Source organism: Catellatospora bangladeshensis (genome assembly GCF_016862575.1).
In the GTDB taxonomy this organism is placed as follows: domain Bacteria; phylum Actinomycetota; class Actinomycetes; order Mycobacteriales; family Micromonosporaceae; genus Catellatospora; species Catellatospora bangladeshensis.
The window spans coordinates 34,914-52,631 of sequence record NZ_BONF01000007.1 but is presented as its reverse complement, the minus strand read 5'-3'; the positions used below and the strand labels follow the sequence as shown (position 1 = coordinate 52,631).

14 protein-coding genes are annotated in these 17,718 nt (G+C 72.4%); 6 read left to right on the top strand and 8 right to left on the bottom strand.

The features are described from left to right. Positions 1–23: 23 nt before the first annotated feature. Positions 24–320, bottom strand: coding sequence for a DUF4193 domain-containing protein (locus Cba03nite_RS04955; protein ID WP_203742362.1), 297 nt, complete (start codon positions 318–320; stop codon positions 24–26). 351 nt (positions 321–671) lie between these two features. On the opposite strand from Cba03nite_RS04955, the gene Cba03nite_RS04950 reads away from it, so the two are divergent. Beyond that, positions 672–1,199 carry a LytR C-terminal domain-containing protein gene (locus tag Cba03nite_RS04950; RefSeq protein ID WP_239125478.1) on the top strand — a complete coding sequence of 176 codons (528 nt, stop codon included), beginning with the start codon at positions 672–674 and terminating at the stop codon, positions 1,197–1,199. An 89-nt stretch (positions 1,200–1,288) separates the two neighbouring features. On the opposite strand, the gene Cba03nite_RS04945 is transcribed toward Cba03nite_RS04950, so the two are convergent. Then, complete coding sequence (locus tag Cba03nite_RS04945) at positions 1,289–2,092, bottom strand: inositol monophosphatase family protein (protein WP_203742360.1); 804 nt, start codon at positions 2,090–2,092, stop codon at positions 1,289–1,291. A 239-nt stretch (positions 2,093–2,331) separates the two neighbouring features. Between Cba03nite_RS04945 and Cba03nite_RS04940 the strand changes: the two genes are divergently transcribed. After that, a complete protein-coding gene (locus Cba03nite_RS04940; protein WP_239125477.1) occupies positions 2,332–4,026 on the top strand; it encodes an RNA polymerase sigma factor in 1,695 nt (564 codons plus the stop codon). Positions 4,027–4,406: 380 nt separating this feature from the next. After that, positions 4,407–4,640, top strand: a complete 234-nt coding sequence (locus Cba03nite_RS04935; RefSeq protein WP_203742466.1) for a DUF7455 domain-containing protein — start codon at positions 4,407–4,409, stop codon at positions 4,638–4,640. Between the two features lie 213 nt (positions 4,641–4,853). Here the strand turns inward: Cba03nite_RS04935 and Cba03nite_RS04930 are convergent, their stop codons facing one another. The 4 genes from Cba03nite_RS04930 to Cba03nite_RS04915 all read right to left on the bottom strand — a co-directional run bounded on the left by Cba03nite_RS04930 (position 4,854) and on the right by Cba03nite_RS04915 (position 9,201). Then, a complete protein-coding gene (locus tag Cba03nite_RS04930) occupies positions 4,854–6,578 on the bottom strand; it encodes a DEAD/DEAH box helicase (RefSeq protein WP_203742358.1) in 1,725 nt (574 codons plus the stop codon). Between the two features lie 422 nt (positions 6,579–7,000). Beyond that, on the bottom strand, positions 7,001–7,663 hold the full coding sequence (locus Cba03nite_RS04925; protein WP_203742356.1) for a trimeric intracellular cation channel family protein: 663 nt from the start codon (positions 7,661–7,663) through the stop codon (positions 7,001–7,003). A 263-nt stretch (positions 7,664–7,926) separates the two neighbouring features. Continuing rightward, positions 7,927–8,883, bottom strand: a complete 957-nt coding sequence (locus Cba03nite_RS04920; RefSeq protein ID WP_203742354.1) for a ribokinase — start codon at positions 8,881–8,883, stop codon at positions 7,927–7,929. 72 nt (positions 8,884–8,955) lie between these two features. After that, a complete protein-coding gene (locus Cba03nite_RS04915; protein ID WP_203742353.1) occupies positions 8,956–9,201 on the bottom strand; it encodes a DUF3039 domain-containing protein in 246 nt (81 codons plus the stop codon). A 128-nt stretch (positions 9,202–9,329) separates the two neighbouring features. Between Cba03nite_RS04915 and Cba03nite_RS04910 the strand changes: the two genes are divergently transcribed. The 3 genes from Cba03nite_RS04910 to Cba03nite_RS04900 all read left to right on the top strand — a co-directional run bounded on the left by Cba03nite_RS04910 (position 9,330) and on the right by Cba03nite_RS04900 (position 11,742). Then, positions 9,330–10,253, top strand: a complete 924-nt coding sequence (locus Cba03nite_RS04910; RefSeq protein WP_203742351.1) for a pseudouridine-5'-phosphate glycosidase — start codon at positions 9,330–9,332, stop codon at positions 10,251–10,253. Positions 10,254–10,273: 20 nt separating this feature from the next. Then, positions 10,274–11,188, top strand: coding sequence for a carbohydrate kinase family protein (locus tag Cba03nite_RS04905; RefSeq protein ID WP_203742349.1), 915 nt, complete (start codon positions 10,274–10,276; stop codon positions 11,186–11,188). A 197-nt stretch (positions 11,189–11,385) separates the two neighbouring features. Further along, positions 11,386–11,742, top strand: coding sequence for a DUF3099 domain-containing protein (locus tag Cba03nite_RS04900; protein ID WP_203742347.1), 357 nt, complete (start codon positions 11,386–11,388; stop codon positions 11,740–11,742). Between the two features lie 97 nt (positions 11,743–11,839). On the opposite strand, the gene Cba03nite_RS04895 is transcribed toward Cba03nite_RS04900, so the two are convergent. Together Cba03nite_RS04895 and Cba03nite_RS04890 are read right to left on the bottom strand one after the other, a co-directional pair. Continuing rightward, positions 11,840–12,574: an alanyl-tRNA editing protein gene (locus tag Cba03nite_RS04895; protein WP_203742345.1), complete on the bottom strand. Its 735-nt coding sequence runs from the start codon at positions 12,572–12,574 to the stop codon at positions 11,840–11,842. Positions 12,575–12,636: 62 nt separating this feature from the next. After that, on the bottom strand, positions 12,637–17,658 hold the full coding sequence (locus Cba03nite_RS04890; RefSeq protein ID WP_203742343.1) for a Pls/PosA family non-ribosomal peptide synthetase: 5,022 nt from the start codon (positions 17,656–17,658) through the stop codon (positions 12,637–12,639). Positions 17,659–17,718 lie beyond the last annotated feature (60 nt).

Below are 17,718 nucleotides of genomic sequence, written 5' to 3'. Positions count from 1 at the left end.
GTGCTGCCGGCGTCACGCCCTGATCAGGCGCACTCGCGGCAGATCGGCTCGCCGTTGCGCTCGCCGGCCAGCTGGCTGCGGTGGTGCACGAGGAAGCACCGCGAGCAGCGGAACTCGTCGGCCTGCATCGGCACGACCTTGACCGTCAGCTCCTCGTCGGCGAGGTCGCCACCCGGCAGCTCGAACGCCTCGGCCAGGTCGACCTCGTCCACGTCCACGCTGCCCGACTGGTTGTCGACACGCCGAGCCTTCAGCTCCTCGAGGCTGTCCTCACCGAGGTCGGCCTCGTCACGGCGCGGGGCGTCGTAGTCGGTGGCCATCGATTGTCACACTCCCAATTCGTGTCTGGTCCGTCTGCGTACGCGACGTTTCACTCTCAACGAGCGCGGTACTTTAGCGCGCCCGTGTGGGAGTTGTACGCTCCCGCACGCGAAGTTGTTCCCGATGTGACTGAGCCGACAGCTTTGGAGGGCCGTCGGGTCAGGCGAGACCAAGGTAGGGGCAGCCGCCCGCCGATCACGGTCGGCGCGCCGGAACCTTCCGGCCAATTCCGGCCGTCTGTCGGGTCGCGGCCCCCACCGGGCCGGTCAACCGATAACCTCTGGCGCATGCCGTCAACGGTGGCGGCGATGCGGACACTCTGGCTCACGGGGAGCGGCACCGAGATGCAAATGGCACGAATTCGAGCGATCGCCCTCATCAGCACCCTGGCGATCATCGGCATCACCCTGGCCGTGATCACGCTCAATCGTGACACGCAGGCCGAGGCTCCCGTCGTCGAGAGCTGCCCGGCGGGCTACGTCCCCGTCAACAACAAGCTGCCCGACTCCGAGAGCGAAGTGAAGATCAACGTCTACAACGCCACCAGCACGGTCGATCTGGCCCGCAACGTGGCAGCCGACTTCACGAACCGCAAGTTCAAGGTCGAGAAGACCGGCACCGACCCGAAGAAGCAGCCCGACATCGTCGCGCAGCTGCGGTACGGGCCGAAGGCGGTCGGCGCGGCGCAGCTGCTGCGGGCGTACTTCCTGAACGCGGTCGAGGAGGACGGCTTCAACATCAAGCGCGAGGACGACACCATCGACGTGATCATCGGTGGCGAGTTCAAGCAGCTGGCCACCCCCACCGAGATGCGGCAGGCGGTCGCCGCGCTGGGCAACCCGATCCTGCCCCCGGGCACCTGCGCCCAGCAGCCCTGAGCCGAACGGCGCCGCCCCGGGCCCGTTTCTCACGAGCGAAGCTCCCGTTCTGTGCTGACCACAGGACGGGAGCTTCGCTCGTTGCGGGGCTACGGGCCGGCGTCCGCGTCGAGGCCGGTGAGCAGCTCGTCCAGCGGGCCGTGCAGCGCGGGCGGGGCCGCCAGCACCATGTCCGGCCCGGCCGGGCGGCCCGACAGGCCGGTGACCAGCAGGCCCGCCTCGCGTGCGATCAGGCCGCCCGCGGCCAGGTCCCACTCGGCCAGGCCCTTCTCGTAGAACGCGTCCAGCCGGCCCTCCGCCGCCGCGCACAGGTCCAGCGCGGCCGAGCCCATCCGCCGGATGTCGCGCACCCGCGGCAGCACGTGCGCGGCGACCGCGGCCTGGTGCGCCCGCCGCTCCCGGGCGTAGCCGAAACCCGTGCCGATCAGCGACAGGGGCAGCTCGACGGCCCGGGAGCCGGTCAGCCGGACGCCGTCGCGGAACGCGCCGTGGCCCTTCGCCGCGGTCCACGTCTCCCCCGTCGTGGCGTGGCGTACGACACCCGCCACGATCTCACCGTCGACCTCCGCGGCGATCGAGACGGCGTAGTACTCCAGCCCGTACAGGTAGTTCACGGTGCCGTCGATGGGGTCGACGATCCAGCGCACCCCGCCCGCGGCCGCGGAAACCGGCGCGCCGCCGAACTCCTCACCGAGTACCGTGTCACCCGGACGCCGTGCCGCCAGCGCGGCGATCACCTGCTGCTCGACCGCTCGATCCGCGGCCGTCACCACGTCGGTCGCGGTGGATTTCGTGCCCACATCGGTGATCGCCTCGTTGCGCATACGGCGGGCCGTGTCGGCCGCCTCACCGGCCACCTGTACCGCGATGTCCAGCAGTTCCAGCTCGTTCACGACCGTCCTCCTCGTCACCTGGTGCCATCCTGCCAAGGCCCCGGGCTCCGCTCGCGGACCGCCTCCGGCGTGCGCGCCGAGATGATCGCCGAGTACGGCGCTACAATTCACGCCTGCCACGTGCCGATGGCACGAGGCGCATCCACACTTCACACTGGCTGACCCACCGCGACGCGCAGCCGCGCCGTGGCGCTAAGCCGTATGATCTCTGCTCGTACCTCGCCTCCGGAAGGTCGTCCGTGACTGAAGCCCGCCAGATCAGCGCCGACGTTCGTTCGCTCACCGACATGCTGATCGCCCAAGCCGCAGGCGCCGGCGGCCGGCTCACGCCTGCGGATGTGGCGCGCACCGTGGAGGCTGCCGACGTCACCCCCGCCCAGGCCAAGAAGCTGCTGCGCGCACTGCTCGAGGCGGGCGTGACCGTCGAGGTCGACGACTCGGCCAACGGCCGTCGCAAGGTGGCCGCGGCCCGCGCCGCGACGCCCGCCTCCAAGGCGACCACCGCCAAGACCGCGCAGCCCGCGGTGGCGAAGGTCGCCAAGCCCGCCCCGCCCAAGCAGGCCAAGCCTGCCGAGCCCGACGCCGCTGACGCCGCCAAGGCGCCCGCCGCCAAGGCCGTCCCGGCGAAGGCCGCACCCGCCAAGGCCGTGAAGGCCGCCCCGGCCAAGGCCGCCGCCAAGGCCGAGGAGACCGCCGACGAGGCGTCCGCCAAGGCCGCGAAGGCACCCGCGAAGAAGGCCGCCGCCAAGAAGGCTGTCGAGAAGAAGACAGCCGACAAGGCCGCCCCGGCCAAGGCCGCCAAGCCCAAGGGCGAGCCCGGCGAGGGCGACGAGCCCGACGGCGTCGACCTCTCCGTCGAGGAGCTGGCCGCCGACCTCGAGGACGTCGTCGTCGACGAGCCCGTGGAGATGGCCCAGGCCGCCGAGGCCGACGCCGCCGCCGCGGACGACTTCGAGTGGGACGCCGAGGAGTCCGAGGCCCTCAAGCAGGCCCGCAAGGACGCCGAGCTGACCGCCTCGGCCGACTCCGTCCGGGCGTACCTCAAGCAGATCGGCAAGGTCCCGCTGCTCAACGCGGAGCAGGAGGTCGAGCTCGCCAAGCGGATCGAGGCCGGCCTGTTCGCCGCGGAGCGGCTGCGCCAGGCCGAGGAGGAGGGCCTGCAGCTCACCCGCGACATGCAGCGGGACCTGCTGTGGGTCTCCCGCGACGGCGAGCGTGCCAAGAACCACCTGCTGGAGGCGAACCTGCGCCTCGTGGTCTCGCTGGCCAAGCGCTACACCGGCCGCGGCATGGCGTTCCTGGACCTGATCCAGGAGGGCAACCTCGGCCTCATCCGCGCCGTCGAGAAGTTCGACTACACCAAGGGCTACAAGTTCTCCACGTACGCCACCTGGTGGATCCGGCAGGCGATCACCCGCGCCATGGCCGACCAGGCCCGCACCATCCGCATCCCGGTGCACATGGTCGAAGTGATCAACAAGCTCGGCCGCATCCAGCGCGAGCTGCTCCAGGACCTGGGCCGCGAGCCCACCCCGGAGGAGCTGGCCAAGGAGATGGACATCACCCCGGAGAAGGTGCTGGAGATCCAGCAGTACGCCCGGGAGCCCATCTCGCTGGACCAGACCATCGGCGACGAGGGCGACAGCCAGCTCGGCGACTTCATCGAGGACTCCGAGGCGGTCGTGGCCGTCGACGCGGTCTCCTTCTCGCTGCTGCAGGACCAGCTCCAGCAGGTGCTGCAGACGCTGTCCGAGCGCGAGGCGGGCGTGGTGCGGCTGCGCTTCGGCCTCACCGACGGCCAGCCGCGGACTTTAGACGAGATCGGCCAGGTGTACGGGGTCACCCGCGAGCGCATCCGGCAGATCGAGTCGAAGACGATGTCGAAGCTGCGGCACCCGTCGCGCTCGCAGGTGCTGCGCGACTACCTCGACTGATACCGGCAGGTCAAGTCGACATTCATCGCGAATCGGACGAACGGCATCCACCGAACGTACAGAAGTGCTCACCGTCCGTATATAGACGGCTACGCGATCTGTTTCTGTTCGACTCGCGATGGTTGACGTGGCACTCTGGTGGAACGGCACACTGTCCAGGACGGGTCATCTCCCCAGGTAGCCCGTCTGACCAGGTAGGCTCTACCGCCCACCGACTGTGACCCCGGTCCCCCCGAGGCCCAGCCGGGAAGGCCCCCGACGCGGTCGGCGTTGAGGTCTTCGTGGGTAACGAGCTGAATGACAATGGCGGGTTCGGCGTAGCTGGACTCGAAGGATCGACGATGTATTTCAGCATCGGTGACGACCAGAGGAGGAAGGCGATGACCCAGACCCTCACGCCGCCGCCGGCGACGGTGGCTGCCCCAGCCGCCGATGAACGGTGCGACCGCTGCAACGCGGCGGGCAAGATGCGTGTGAAGCTGGCCGGTGGGGGCGAGCTGGTGTTCTGCGGACACCACGCCAACAAGTACGCCGACGACCTTGTCAAGATTGCCGTGGAGGTGGCGGCCGACCCCGAGTTCACGTGGCGGGGCGCCGACACGACCGCGAAGTAACCCTACAAAGCTTGACCCGAGGGGGGCACCGCCGAGCGGTGCCCCCCTCGGCGTGCGTGCCCGCCCCGCGCCCCCCCGCCCCTTGATCGTCCGACTTGCCTGGCACATGGGCGCATCTTGGGTGCGCATTCGCCCATCTGCCTGGCAAGTCGGACGATCAAGCCGCGGTGGATCGGACGATCCACGTGCGCGCGACGATCGGCGCGCGCGGGGTCAGAAGGACTGGATCGTCGCGATGCGTTCTTCGAGTTGTTCGATGGTGGCCTGGGCGCTGGGCGGGCCGCCGCACTTGGAGCGCAGCTCAGCGTGGATCTTGCCGTGGGGCAGGCCGGTGCGGTGGTGGTGGGACGCGACCAGGGCGTTGAGCTGACGGCGCAGGTGGATGCGGCGCTCAGCGGAGGACATGTCCCGCACCGGCTCGCGCTGCGCGGGCGCCTGCTCGGCGGCCCCCGCCCGGTTGCGGCGCACCGCGGCGGCCTGCTCGGCCTGGCGCTTGGCCAGCAGCGCGGCCACCTGGTCGGCGCTGAGCAGGCCGGGCAGGCCGAGGAAGTCCTCCTCCTCCTGCGTACCGACCTGCGCCGGCAGGCCGAAGGTGGCGCCGTCGAAGATCACCTGATCCAGCTCGGCGGTGGCCGACAGCGCCTCGAACGACTTGTTCAGCTCGCCGCTGGCGTTCTCGGACTGCTGCGCGCGCTCCAGCAGCTCGTCGTCGAGCCCGTCCTTGGCCTTCGGGCCGCCGAGCACGTGGTCGCGCTCCAGCTCCATCTCGCTGGCCAGCCCCAGCAGGTGCGGCACGCTGGGCACGAAGACGCTGGCGGTCTCCCCGGGGCGGCGGGCGCGCACGAAGCGGCCGATCGCCTGGGCGAAGAACAGCGGGGTGGAGGCGCTGGTCGCGTACACGCCGACGGCCAGGCGCGGGATGTCGACGCCCTCGGACACCATGCGCACCGCGACCATCCAGCGCTGCGTCGAGCCGCTGAACTCGGAGATCTTCGCCGACGCGCCGACGTCGTCGGAGAGCACCACCACGGCCTTCTCGCCGGTGACGGTCTCGATCAGTTTCGCGTACGCCCGCGCGGTGGTCTGGTCCGAGGCGATCACCAGGCCGCCCGCGTCGGGGATGCCGCCCTCGCGCAGCACCTGCAGGCGCGCGTCGGCGGCCCGCAGCACGGCCGGCATCCAGTCGCCCTTCGGATCCAGCGCGGTGCGCCACGCCTGGGCGATCAGGTCCTGGGTCAGCGGCTCGCCCAGCCGGACCGCCAGCTCGTCCCCCGCGCTGGTGCGCCAGCGGGTCTCGCCCGAGTACGCGAGGAAGATCACCGGCCGGACGACGCCGTCGGCGAGCGCGTCCGAGTAGCCGTACACCGAGTCGGCGCGGGAGCGCTGCACCTCCCCCACCCGCTCGTACGTGACGAACGGGATCGGGTTCTCGTCCGAGCGGAACGGGGTGCCGGTGAGCATCAGCCGCCGCTCGGCGGGCTCGAACGCCGACTTCACGCCGTCGCCCCAGCTGCGCGAGTCGCCCGCGTGGTGGATCTCGTCCAGGATCACCAGCGTCTTGCGGGTCAGCGTGCGCCGCAGATGCACCTGCGGCGCCATGCCGACCTGCGCGTACGTCACCACGACGCCGTGGAAGTCGGAGCTGGTGTGCACGTCGGCGTTGCGGAACATCGCGTCGAGCTGGATGCCGACCCGGGCCGCGGCCTGCGCCCACTGCAGCTTCAGGTGCTCGGTCGGCGCCACCACGGTCACCGCGTCGACCGTCCCGTGGGCGAGCAGCTCCGCGGCGATACGCAGGGCGAAGGTCGTCTTGCCGGCGCCGGGCGTCGCGACCGCCAGGAAGTCGGGGGTACGCCGGCGCAGGTACTCGACCAGAGCCTTGCGCTGCCACGCGCGCAGCGACGGGAACGACTCGGGGACGGGGCGGGCCAGCGCCACGGCGGAAGCCTCCTGCTCAGGCGGGGGTCAGCACGAAAGCGCCCTCGGGTCGGCCGGGATGGCGCCGAGCGCGAAGGCGGGCCCTGAGTCTATCGGCTCGCCGGGACAGAACACCGCCACTGTCCGCCGAACGTGCCGAGTCCCTTGGCACACCCCGAAAACCCGCCCGCCCCGGCGCCCGGTTCCCGGCCGAAGATCGCTAGTTCGTGTCGAAACCTGCGGTCCAGCCCCATATTCCGACACCAACTCGCGATCATCAGCCTGCGCCGGGTTTGGGTCACCGCCGAAGATCGCGGGTTCGTGTCGAAACCTGTGGTGTAGCCCCACCTTTGGACACCAACTCGCGATCTTCGCGCGGCGGCGCGGCGGGACGGGGCGCGCGGGCCAGCGTGCGGCGGGGCGAGCGCGGGCGGTGAAGTGGGTCAGGGGGTGGGTGGGGGTGGGTGGGGGCCCGGATGGGTGGCGCCGGCGCCCGGACGGGGGCGGGGGGCGGACCAGTGCCGGTAGAGGGCGGTGATCCGCACCACGAAGACGAGCAGGGCCGCGCCGGTGAGCGTGGCCACGTTCGCGTGGCCGGTCCCGACCAGCAGCGCCACCGCGATCGCGCCCAGCAGCGAGGCGACCGCGTAGATCTCCCGCCGCAGCACCACCGGGATCTCGTTGAGCAGCAGGTCCCGGACGAGCCCGCCGCCGATGCCGGTCAGCATGCCGAGCAGGCACGCGCCCACCGGCGGCACGTCGGCGTCCAGCGCCTTGAGCGTGCTGGTGACGGTGAACAGGCCGAGCCCGGCCGCGTCCAGGCTGAGCACGGTACGCCGCAGCCGGTCCAGGTGCGGGTGCAGCCAGAACACGGCGAGCGAGGCGGTGACGGCGGTGGCCGGGTAGCGCCAGTCGGCGAAGGCCAGCGGCGGCACCTGGTTGATCACCAGGTCGCGCAGGATGCCGCCGCCGAGCGCGGCGACGAACCCGACGAAGACCACGCCGAACAGGTCGAGCCGCTTACCCACCGCGGCGGACCCGCCGGACGCGGCGAAGACGGCGACCCCGGCGAGGTCGCCGACGAGCAGGGCCGTCGAACTGTCCACCGGCGCAGGCTACGGCGTCCAAACGCCCGCCCGCGCGCCGCCTCGCCGCCCGCACGCGTCCCCGGGCACTCAGCCACGCCACCCCGGCGCCCGCCCGCGCTCGGCGGCGCCAAGATCGTCCGACTTGCCTGGCAGACGGGCGTATCTTGGGCGCGCTTTCACCCATGTGCCAGGCAAGTCGGACGATCGAGCGGAGCGCGAGGGCCCGCGCCGCCGCGCGTGCCGGGGGTCAGTGGTCGGCGGGGTGCGGTGGCCGCGGCCGGTCAGGCGGGGTCGTTCTGGTAGGTGCGGTCGTACAGCAGGTCGATCTCGGCCTGGGCGGGCAGCGAGCTGGACGCGCCCCAGCGGGACGCGCACGCCCCGCCCGCCGCGCAGGCCCAGCGCAGCGCCTCGGCGACCGGCCGCCCCTGGGCCCAGGCCACTGCGAACGCGCCGGTGAAGGCGTCCCCGGCGGCGGTGGTGTCCACGGCGTCGACCGGCGGTGCGCCGACCTCCAGCCGTTCCCCGTCGCGCGCGGCGTACGCGGCACCGGCCGCGCCGAGGGTGAGCACCACCCGCGGCACCCGGGCGAGCAGCGCGTCCAGCAGCAGCGGCACGTCGTTGACGGGGGCGAGGCCGTCACCGGCGTCACCGGCTCCGTCGAGCCCCGCCAGCATGGTGGCCTCGGTCTGGTTCACCACGAGCACGTCCACGGCGGCGAGCAGCTCGTCGGGCAGGGTCCGGGCCGGGGCGGCGTTGAGGACGACCGTGGTGGCGCCGTGCCGGGCGGCGAGGGCGGCCTGGGTCACCGTCTCCAGCGGGATCTCCAGCTGGCACAGCAGCACGTCGCAGGCCGCGATGAGGTCCCGGTCGCCCGCGTCCAGTCCGGTGAAGTGCGCGTTGGCGCCGGGGGCGACGACGATGAGGTTCTCCGCGGCGGCGTCCACCGCGATCAGGGCGACTCCGGAGGGGCCGGCGACCCGGCGCAGCCCGTCCAGCCCGACACCGGCCGCGGCCAGGCAGCCTTTCAGCTCGTCGCCGAACGCGTCGAGGCCGACGGCGCCCAGGAAGTGGCAGTCGGCGCCCGCACGGGCCGCGGCGACCGCCTGGTTGGCGCCCTTTCCGCCGGGGACGGCGAGGAAGCCCTCGCCGAGCACCGTCTCGCCGGGGCGCGGCAGGACGGGCGTCGCCACCACCAGGTCCATGTTCGCGCTGCCCACGACGACCACACTCGCGGTCATGGCCGCTTCCCCTTCGACAGCCGCCGAGCCCCCGTGCCGCGCGGCGGCAGCCGCACGCTCGGCGCGGACCGGTCAGTCGGTGAGGTTCTCGTAGATCTCTTTGCACTCCGGGCAGACCGGGAACCGGTTGGGGTCGCGCGACGGCACCCAGACCTTGCCGCACAACGCGCGCACCGGCGTTCCCTCGATCATGGCTTCGAGTAGTTTGTCCTTCGGCGCGTAGTGGGACATGCGCTCGTGGTCGCCCTCGTCGAGGCGATACTCCGTCTCGACGCGCTCATCAAGGATGGTGCTGGGGTTGGTCACTGGTGTGGTCACCCGAACATTGTCTCAGGTCACCCGCTGACGGCCCAGTCTGATATCTCGCCACGCTGGTGGCGGCACCTGTGTCGCGGGCCGCACCGGGGCCGCCGCGCGCGGGAGGGGCCCGCCCCGGCAGTACCCTCATGATCGTGACTGATGTGAGCATCCACCTCAATCCCGAGGTCAAGACCGCGCTGGAGAACGGGCAGCCCGTCGTCGCCCTGGAGAGCACGATCGTCTCGCACGGTCTGCCGCGGCCCGACAACCTGCGGGTGGCCCGCGAGATCGAGCAGGCGGTGCGCGACCACGGCGCCGTGCCCGCGACCATCGGCATGGTCGGCGGGCAGCTCGTGGTGGGCCTGGACGACGCGGCGCTGACCCGCCTGGCGACCGGCACGGACGTGGCCAAGCTGTCGGCCCGCGACCTGGCCGTCGCGGCGGCGCTGGGCGCGGACGGGGCGACCACGGTCGCGGGCACCTCGGCCGTCGCGGCCGCGGTCGGCATCGGCGTGTTCGCCACCGGCGGCCTGGGCGGCGTACACCGTGAGGCATCGCACACCTTCGACGAGTCCGCCGACCTGACCACGCTGGCGCGTACGCCGATCACGGTGGTGTGCGCCGGGGTGAAGTCGATCCTCGACGTGGGCGCCACCCTGGAGCGCCTGGAGACCCTCGGCATCGGCGTGGTGGGGTATCAGACGAACCGCTTCCCGGGCTTCTTCATCCGGGACAGCGGGTTCGGCGTGGACTGGCGGGTGGAGTCGCCCGAGCAGATCGCGGCCGCCATGCGGGCGCAGCACACGCAGGGCGCGCACCGGGCCGCGCTGGTCGTGGCCAACCCGCTGCCCGAGGACGAGCAGCTCGACCCGGTCCTGCACGACCGCACCCTGGCCGACGGCCTGGCGATCGTGGAGCGCGACCGGGTGACCGGCAAGCAGGTCACGCCGGTGCTGCTGTCGCACTTCCACTCGGCCACGCAGGGGCAGAGCCTGGCCGTGAACGTACGCATCATCCTGCGCAACGCCGCCCTGGCCGCGCAGATCGCCGTCGCGGCCGCCGCCCGCTGACCTCCCCGAACGGGGGCATCATGATCCTCACCGTGGGCGACCTGGTCACGGACGTACTCGCGGTGCTGCGCGCGCCGCTGGCGCAGGGCTCGGACACCCCGGCGACGGTGCACGTCGCCGGGGGCGGCCAGGCCGCCAACACGGCCGCCTGGCTGGCCGCGCTGGGCAGCCCGGTCACCTTCGTCGGCGCGGTCGGCGACGACCAGGCCGGCCGCGACCGGCTGGCCGAGCTGCACCTTGCGGGCGTACGCACCCAGGTCAGCGTCCGCCCCGGGGCCAGCACCGGCAGCATCGTGGTGCTGACCCACGGCGCCGAGCGCACGATGATCAGCGACCGGGGCGCGAACCTGCTGCTGGCCTCGGCCGACGTCGACGCGGCCATCGCCCAGGGCGCGGGCCTGCTACACCTGTCCGGGTACACGCTGCTGGACCAGCCCTCGCGGCCCACCGGCCGGTACGCGCTCGCCTCGGCCCGTGCGGCAGGTCTGCGCACCAGCGTGGACGCCGCGTCGGCGGCGCCGCTGCACGCGGTGACCACCGAGCTGATCGAGGACGGCGTCACCGGGCACCCGTTCCTGGACTGGGTGCGCGGCGTGGACCTGCTGCTGGCCAACGCCGACGAGGCGACCGCGCTGGCCGGTCCCGGCACACCCGCCGACCAGGCCATGGCGCTGTCGTACGCGATCGGCGGCGACGTGGTGGTGAAGCTCGGCGCGCACGGCGCCCTCTGGGCCGGCCCGGCCGGGGTGGTGCACGTGGCCGGCGAGCCGGTGCCCATCGTGGACGCCACCGGCGCCGGCGACGCCTTCGCCGCCGGCCTCCTGGCCGCCTGGTCCGCCGGCGCGACACAGCACGACGCCCTGCTCGCGGGCTGCCGAACCGGCGCCGCCGCCGTCAGCCTCGTCGGCGCCCGCCCACCCCTCCCCGCCACCTGACCCGCCGCGCGTCCCCCGCCCCGTCCGCTCGCAGTTTCGGGGAAACTGCACCCTTGCCGAAGCGGGAAGCTGCACTTTCCCCGAATCTGCAGGCCCGCCGGGCGTTCCCGCGGGCGGGGCGGGGCGACCCCGAAGGACTTGTTGCGGCGAGAAGGAGCAGGATGGGAGGGGATACCCCTCGGCAGCTGGGAGGCAACGTGAAGCGGCAGGCGGACCGGCCGGTGCTGATCACCGACGCCGAGGAGAGCCCGGAGGTCGAACTCAAGCGCCGGGAACGGCGCTACATCCTGATGATGCTGCTCCGCGCGGGCTGCCTGATCCTGGGCTCGGTGCTGGCCATGGCCAAGGTCCCGCTGCTGTGGCTGTGGCTGCCGCTGTGCGGCCTGGGCATGGTGCTGCTCCCCTGGCTGGCCGTGATCCTGGCCAACGACCGCCCGCCCAAGGACGAGCACCGCCTCAAGCGCTACCGCCGCAACACCGCCCCGCCCAACGCCCTCCCCGCCCAGCCCGCCGGCCAGGTCTACGAGGGCACCATCGACGACCCCCGCCCCTGACCCAGGGCCGCAAGATCGTCCGACTTGCCGGGCGATCGGGCGAAAGCGCGCTCAAGATACGCCCGGGTGCCAGGCAAGTCGGAGGATCGAGGGGCCGTCAGGCGAGGCGGACGCGGACGCGGCGGTTGGCCTTGCCCTTGGATTCGACCTTGACGACCTGGAGTTTGCCGATCTGGGACGTGGAGGCGACGTGGGTGCCGCCGTCGGCCTGCACGTCCAGCCCGACGATGTCGACGATGCGGATCTCCTGCTCGTCGGCGGGGATCAGGTTGGACTGGGTCCGGATGATGTCGGGCAGGGCCAGCGCCTCGTCGCGGGCCAGCACCTTCGTCGTCACCTGGCGGTCCGCGCCGACCTCGGCGTTGACCAGCTCCTCCAGCCGGGCCTTGAAGTCGCCGGGCACCTCGGGCAGGTTGAAGTCCATCCGGGCCTCGCCGGGCTCCATGTTGCCGCCGGTGACCAGCGCGCCGAAGTCGCGGAACACCACGCCGCACAGCACGTGCAGGCCGGAGTGGGTGCGCATGAGCAGGGTGCGGCGGGTGTCCTCGACCGCGCCCGCGACCTGCGTGCCGGCCGGCGGCAGCGGATCGCCCTCGGCCGGGATGAGCCACAGGTCGTCGCCCTTGCGGGTGCCGACGATGCGGGTCTGCACCCCCTGCCAGAGCAGCACGCCGTGGTCCGGAGGCTGGCCTCCGCCGCCCGGGTAGAAGGCCGAGCGGTCCAGCACGATGCCCTGCTCGGGATCGGCGGCCAGCACGGTGCAGGTCCAGTCGCGCAGGGTCGGGTCAGCGAGGTCGAGGCGCTCGGTGCGCCCGTGGTGGGAAACGCCCATATCCGTGGAGTCTAGGCATCCGGCGGGCGGCGCGCCCCGTCACGGCGCGCCGCCCGCCGTGCTCAGCCGCGGGTGTCGGGTGCGGTCACGTCGCGGGCGGTGACCCGGCCGTTGGCCAGGATCTGCATGTGTACGGCGTGGGAGCGGTCGGCCGGGCGGGCCGGGCGGCCCACCGACTTGCTCACAGCGGGGCGGGACTGGCGGCCGGTGGACCGGCGTCCGCGCCGGCTGGCGGGCCGCCGCCGCACGGCCACGGTCACCCAGTGCTGCTCGACCTCCTCGCCCCACTGCTCCTGGTGGAACCAGAAGCGCTGGCGGCCGGGCGCGCCGCCGCCGATCACCTGCAGCGGGTCGAGCCGCGCGTCGAGCTGCTCGAAGCTGACCTCGCCCGCGCACCGGGCGAACGCCTCCTTCAGCGTCCACAGCCGCAGCAGCTGCTCGCCCTGGTCGTCGCTGCCGGCCAGGCGGGCGTGCTCGGAGGCGGACAGCGCCGCCCAGGGCAGCACGGCGGCGTCGTCACGGGCCGCGGGCTCCAGGTTCACCCCGATGTCGTACGCGTCGGACACCGCGACCGCGATGACCGAGTCGGTGTGCGAGACGCTCAGGTCGAGCCCGGCGATCGGCCCGCACACGGTCAGCTTGCCCTGGCCGCCGTAGCGCAGCGTCCAGTTGCGCGGCGCGACCTCGCCGTGCCACTCGATCGACAGGATCATGCGGACCAGCGCCCGGGAGATGACGAAGGAGCTGCGCCGTTCGGTGGAGCGCAGGCCGTCGGCCTCGGCCCGCTCGTCGCCGCTGAGGAACTGGGCCAGCTCGGCCTCCCGGCGCCGGCACTCGGCCAGCGAGAAGAGCGACACGGCGACCCCGGCGGGCCGGCGGCGGCGCGGCGAGGGCGTCGCCCGCAGCTCGGTGAGCAGGGCACGGGCCGCGGCGCGCGAGCCGGGGCGGGGACCGGACGGGGTCGGCACGGGCCGGGTCCGCCGCGCCGACACGGGCACGGGCTCGCACACCGCGCGGGCCGGGTTGCCGGTCCAGTCCTCCCCGTCGGGGATCTGCTCGCCCTTCATCAGGAAGGAGTGCGCGCCGAGCACCGCGTTCTCGCCGACGGTGACGCCGTAGTGCACGAACGAGCGCACGCCGAGGGTCGCACCGGAGCCGATCACGGTCGGCTCGGACCGGAACATGCCGTCCTCCTGCGAGTGGCACTGGATCACCACCCGGGCGTTGAGGGTGCAGTCGTCGCCGATGGTCATCATGGTCCGCTCGGACATGTACACGCCGTCGTCGTACACCCGCTTGCCCATCCGCACGCCCAGCAGCCGCCAGATCATCGGGCGGAACGGGGTGCCGGCGAACGGGACCGGCGCCTCCAGCTTCCACAGCCGCTCGTGCCACCAGTAGTACGGGTCGTAGATGGAGCAGCGCCGCGGGCGCAGCCGCTGGAACCTGCCGACCGTCCGCTCCACCAGCACGCTCCAGCACAGCTGGAACACCAGCATGACCACCATCGCGGCGGGGAGGACCAGCACGCCCCACTCGGAGTAGTTGTCCAGCGCGGCGGCGAGCACCACCAGCCCGACCGCGCCGGACACCCAGCCCACGAACAGGAACCAGGCCATCGAGCGCAGGTTGTACCGGTTCTTCAGGGCCAGTGCCCGGCGCAGCGCGTCGCCGGTGGGCGCCTCGCAGCCGGCCTCTCTCGCGACGACCCGCGCGATCGGGAACGACGGCGCGCCGAGCAGGCCGGTGTCGTGGCGGACCGGGCCGTCGGTGGGCACCGCCGCCTTGGTGCCGTAGAGCACGTTCTGCCCGACGGCGTGGCCCGCCGGGAACGAGACGTCGTTGCCGACGAACGAGCGGGCGCCGACGATGACCCGCGACATCTTGAACGACGTGTGCGAGTAGTCGGCGTTGATCATGGTCAGGCCGTCGGACACCATCGTGCCGGTGCCGACGGTGCACAGGAACGGCGTGTCGAACCGGAACTCCAGGCCGAAGTTCGATCCGGTCTGCACCACCTGCTGCAGGTCGACCCCGATCCAGCGCAGGTAGTTCACCACGTACGAGCTGTCGCCGAACAGGCGCATGAACAGCGCGGAGTTGGTCATCCCGGAGATCGTCGAGGCGAGCCAGTAGCGGAAGCTGTAGAGCGGGTAGACGGTGTCCGGCTTCCACAGCAGGTTGAGCACGCGCGGGATGACCACGATGGAGGCCAGGCCGAGCAGCAGCGCGGTCACGAACAGCACCGCCGAGACCAGCACCAGGTCCAGGTAGATCATGCTGCTCAGGGAGAACGGCTTGCCGTCGACCAGGCCCTTCAGCATCGGCACCTGGGTGACCAGGGCGACCAGCCCGCCGAACACCAGCGGGCCGCGGGTGAGCACCTGGTTGGCGATCTTCACCCCGGAGTAGACGGTCTTGCGCAGCCAGCCGCAGCTGCGGGCCGGGACCGGCGGCAGGCCGGGGTGGCCGGGCTGGGGCGGCATGCCCTGCCAGCTCTCGCCGGGCGGAACCGCGTAGCCGGGCGGCAGCGTCGAGGAGTGCCCGAGCCGCGCGCCGTCGCCGATGGCGGAGTTGATGTCCAGCGCGGTGTGCTCGCCGACGATCACGTCGCTGCCGATGGTGATCCGGCCGGTCTGGATGTAGCCGGCCTGGGCGCGGTAGCCCAGGAAGTAGCAGTCCTTGCGGATGACGGTGTTGTCGCCGATGGTCAGCAGGTCGGTGCAGATCGGCATGACCGGCGACAGGATCACCACGTTGCGGCCGATCTTCGCGCCGAGCAGGCGCAGGTACCACGGGTACAGCGGGGTGCCGTAGAACATCAGCAGCCGGCTGGCGCCCATGCACATGCGCACGTACCAGAAGCGCAGGTAGGTCAGGCCCCACAGGGGTATCTCCTGCTCCTTCCAGCGCCCGATGAGCAGCCACTTCATGGCGATCGGGTAGACGGCCAGGATCACGAAGCCGACGGTGCTGAACGCCGCCGAGCGCAGGTACAGCTCCAGGTAGCCGTCGGCGGCGGCCATGAAGCGGAACGCGAAGATGAGCAGGTAGCCACCCATCACCGCGGAGCCGAGCCCCAGCAGGAGCTGGAACAGGCCGCAGGCCGCGTACTGCAGGGAACTCGCCCGGCGGGCCGGGCGGGCCCGGACCGGCGCGCTGCGCGGCGGCGCTTCCGCCGACGACGCGGCGACCGGGGCGACCGCGGCCGCCAGCGCCCGCACGGTCGGGTACACGTACACGTCGCGCATCGAGACCGAGGGCAGGTCGGGGCGCTGCCGGACGCGGGCGCAGAAGCGGGCCATGAGCAGCGAGTCCGCCCCCACCTCCTCGAAGAAGTGGCTCTCCACGCCGACCCGGTCCACCCGCACGATCTCGGCCAGCACCTCGGCGTACCCCTGCTCGACCGGGGTGGCCGGCTCGGCCGCGTCGGCCTGCGCCGCGGTGCGCCGGTTGGTCGGCGGGGGCAGGCTCTTGCGGTCGGCCTTGTCGCTGGGCAGCATCGGGATGACGTCGAGCTGCTCCAGGTAGGTCGGGATCATGTAGCCGGGCAGCCGGTCGCGCAGCCACGCGTAGATCTGCGGGCGGTCCAGCGCCACGGTGTCCTTGCGCAGGCTGTAGTAGCCGACCAGCTCGGTCACGCCGGGTTCGGGCCGGTGCACGTCGACCACGGCCTGGGCCACGCCCGGCACCTGGAGCAGCACCGACTCGATCTCGGTCAGCTCGATGCGGTAGCCCCGGATCTTGACCTGGGTGTCGATGCGGCCGAGGTACTCGATCTCGCCGGTCTCGTTGACCCGGCCCAGGTCGCCGGTGCGGTAGATGCGCCCGGACGGGTTGTTGGGGATGTCCAGGAAGTCGGGGATGAAGGCGCGTTCGGTGAGGTCGTCGCGGTTCACGTAGCCCACCGCCAGGCCGATGCCGGCGATGCCGATCTCGCCCACCTCGCCCGGGGGCAGGGCGCGGGACTCGTCGGGGTCGAGGATGACCGTGGCGTACGTCGGCAGCGGCAGCCCCAGCGTCACCGGCTTGTCCGGGTGCACCGGCGTCCAGGTCGCGGTGACGGTCGCCTCGGTGGGCCCGTACACGTTGAGGAAGCGGCGGCCGGGCCGGTGCCAGCGGGTGACCAGATCCTGCGGGCACGCCTCGCCGGACACCAGCAGGAAGCGCAGGTCGGGCAGGTCCTCGTCCAGCGTGGCGAGCAGCGTGGGCACGCAGCACATCGCGGTGATCTCCCGCGCGGTGAGGAACTCCCACAGGTCCCGGCCGAGCAGGCTGGCCCCGCCGGGTTTGGGCACCAGCGTCGCGCCGACCATCCACGACACCCAGATCTCCTCGATCGAGAAGTCGAAGGCGATGGTCAGGCCCTGGTACATCCGGTCACCCGGGCGTACGCCGTAGAGCTCCGCGGCGACGCGGACGAAGTTGCAGATGGCGGCGTGCTCGACGGCGACGCCCTTGGGCCGGCCGGTCGAGCCCGACGTGTAGATGATGTACGCCAGCTCGTCGGCCGGCTCGCCCCGCTCCTCGGCGGCCAGCCGCTGCTCGGGCGTGGCGGCCAGCTCGGCCCCGGCCTCGTCGACGCAGAGCACCTCGGCGCCGGTGACCTCGGCCAGGTGGTCGCGCAGGTGCGACAGCGACAGCACCAGCCGCGAGCCGGAGTCGGCCACGATGTAGGCCAGGCGGTCGGCGGGGAAGCCGGTGTCCAGCGGCACGTACGCCGCGTGGATCTTCCCGATGGCGAGCATGCCCACGTACGACTGCACGGCCTGGTCGAACAGCAGCGCGATCCGGTCGCCGGGGCGGGCGCCGTGGCGGATCAGGTGCCGGGCGAGCTGGTTGGCCCGCGCGTCCAGCTCGTCGTAGGTGAGCGCCTCCTCGCCGGTGTCCACCGCGAGCTGCTCGGCCCGGTCGTAGCGGCGCAGCCGGTCGCACTGCTGCTCGAAGAGCTGGGACAGCCGCTCGCCGGGCTGCCAGCGCGGCTCGTGCCCGTGCCCCGGGCAGGTGAGCACCAACCCGGACCCGCCGGGCTCGACGTCAGGAAACTCAGGAAGATCATCGACATCGAGTACGCGTGTGCTCATGGGCTTCTCCCTCCGCGCGGACGAACAGGACGGCTGGGGCGGGACACGGCCGTCCCCGCG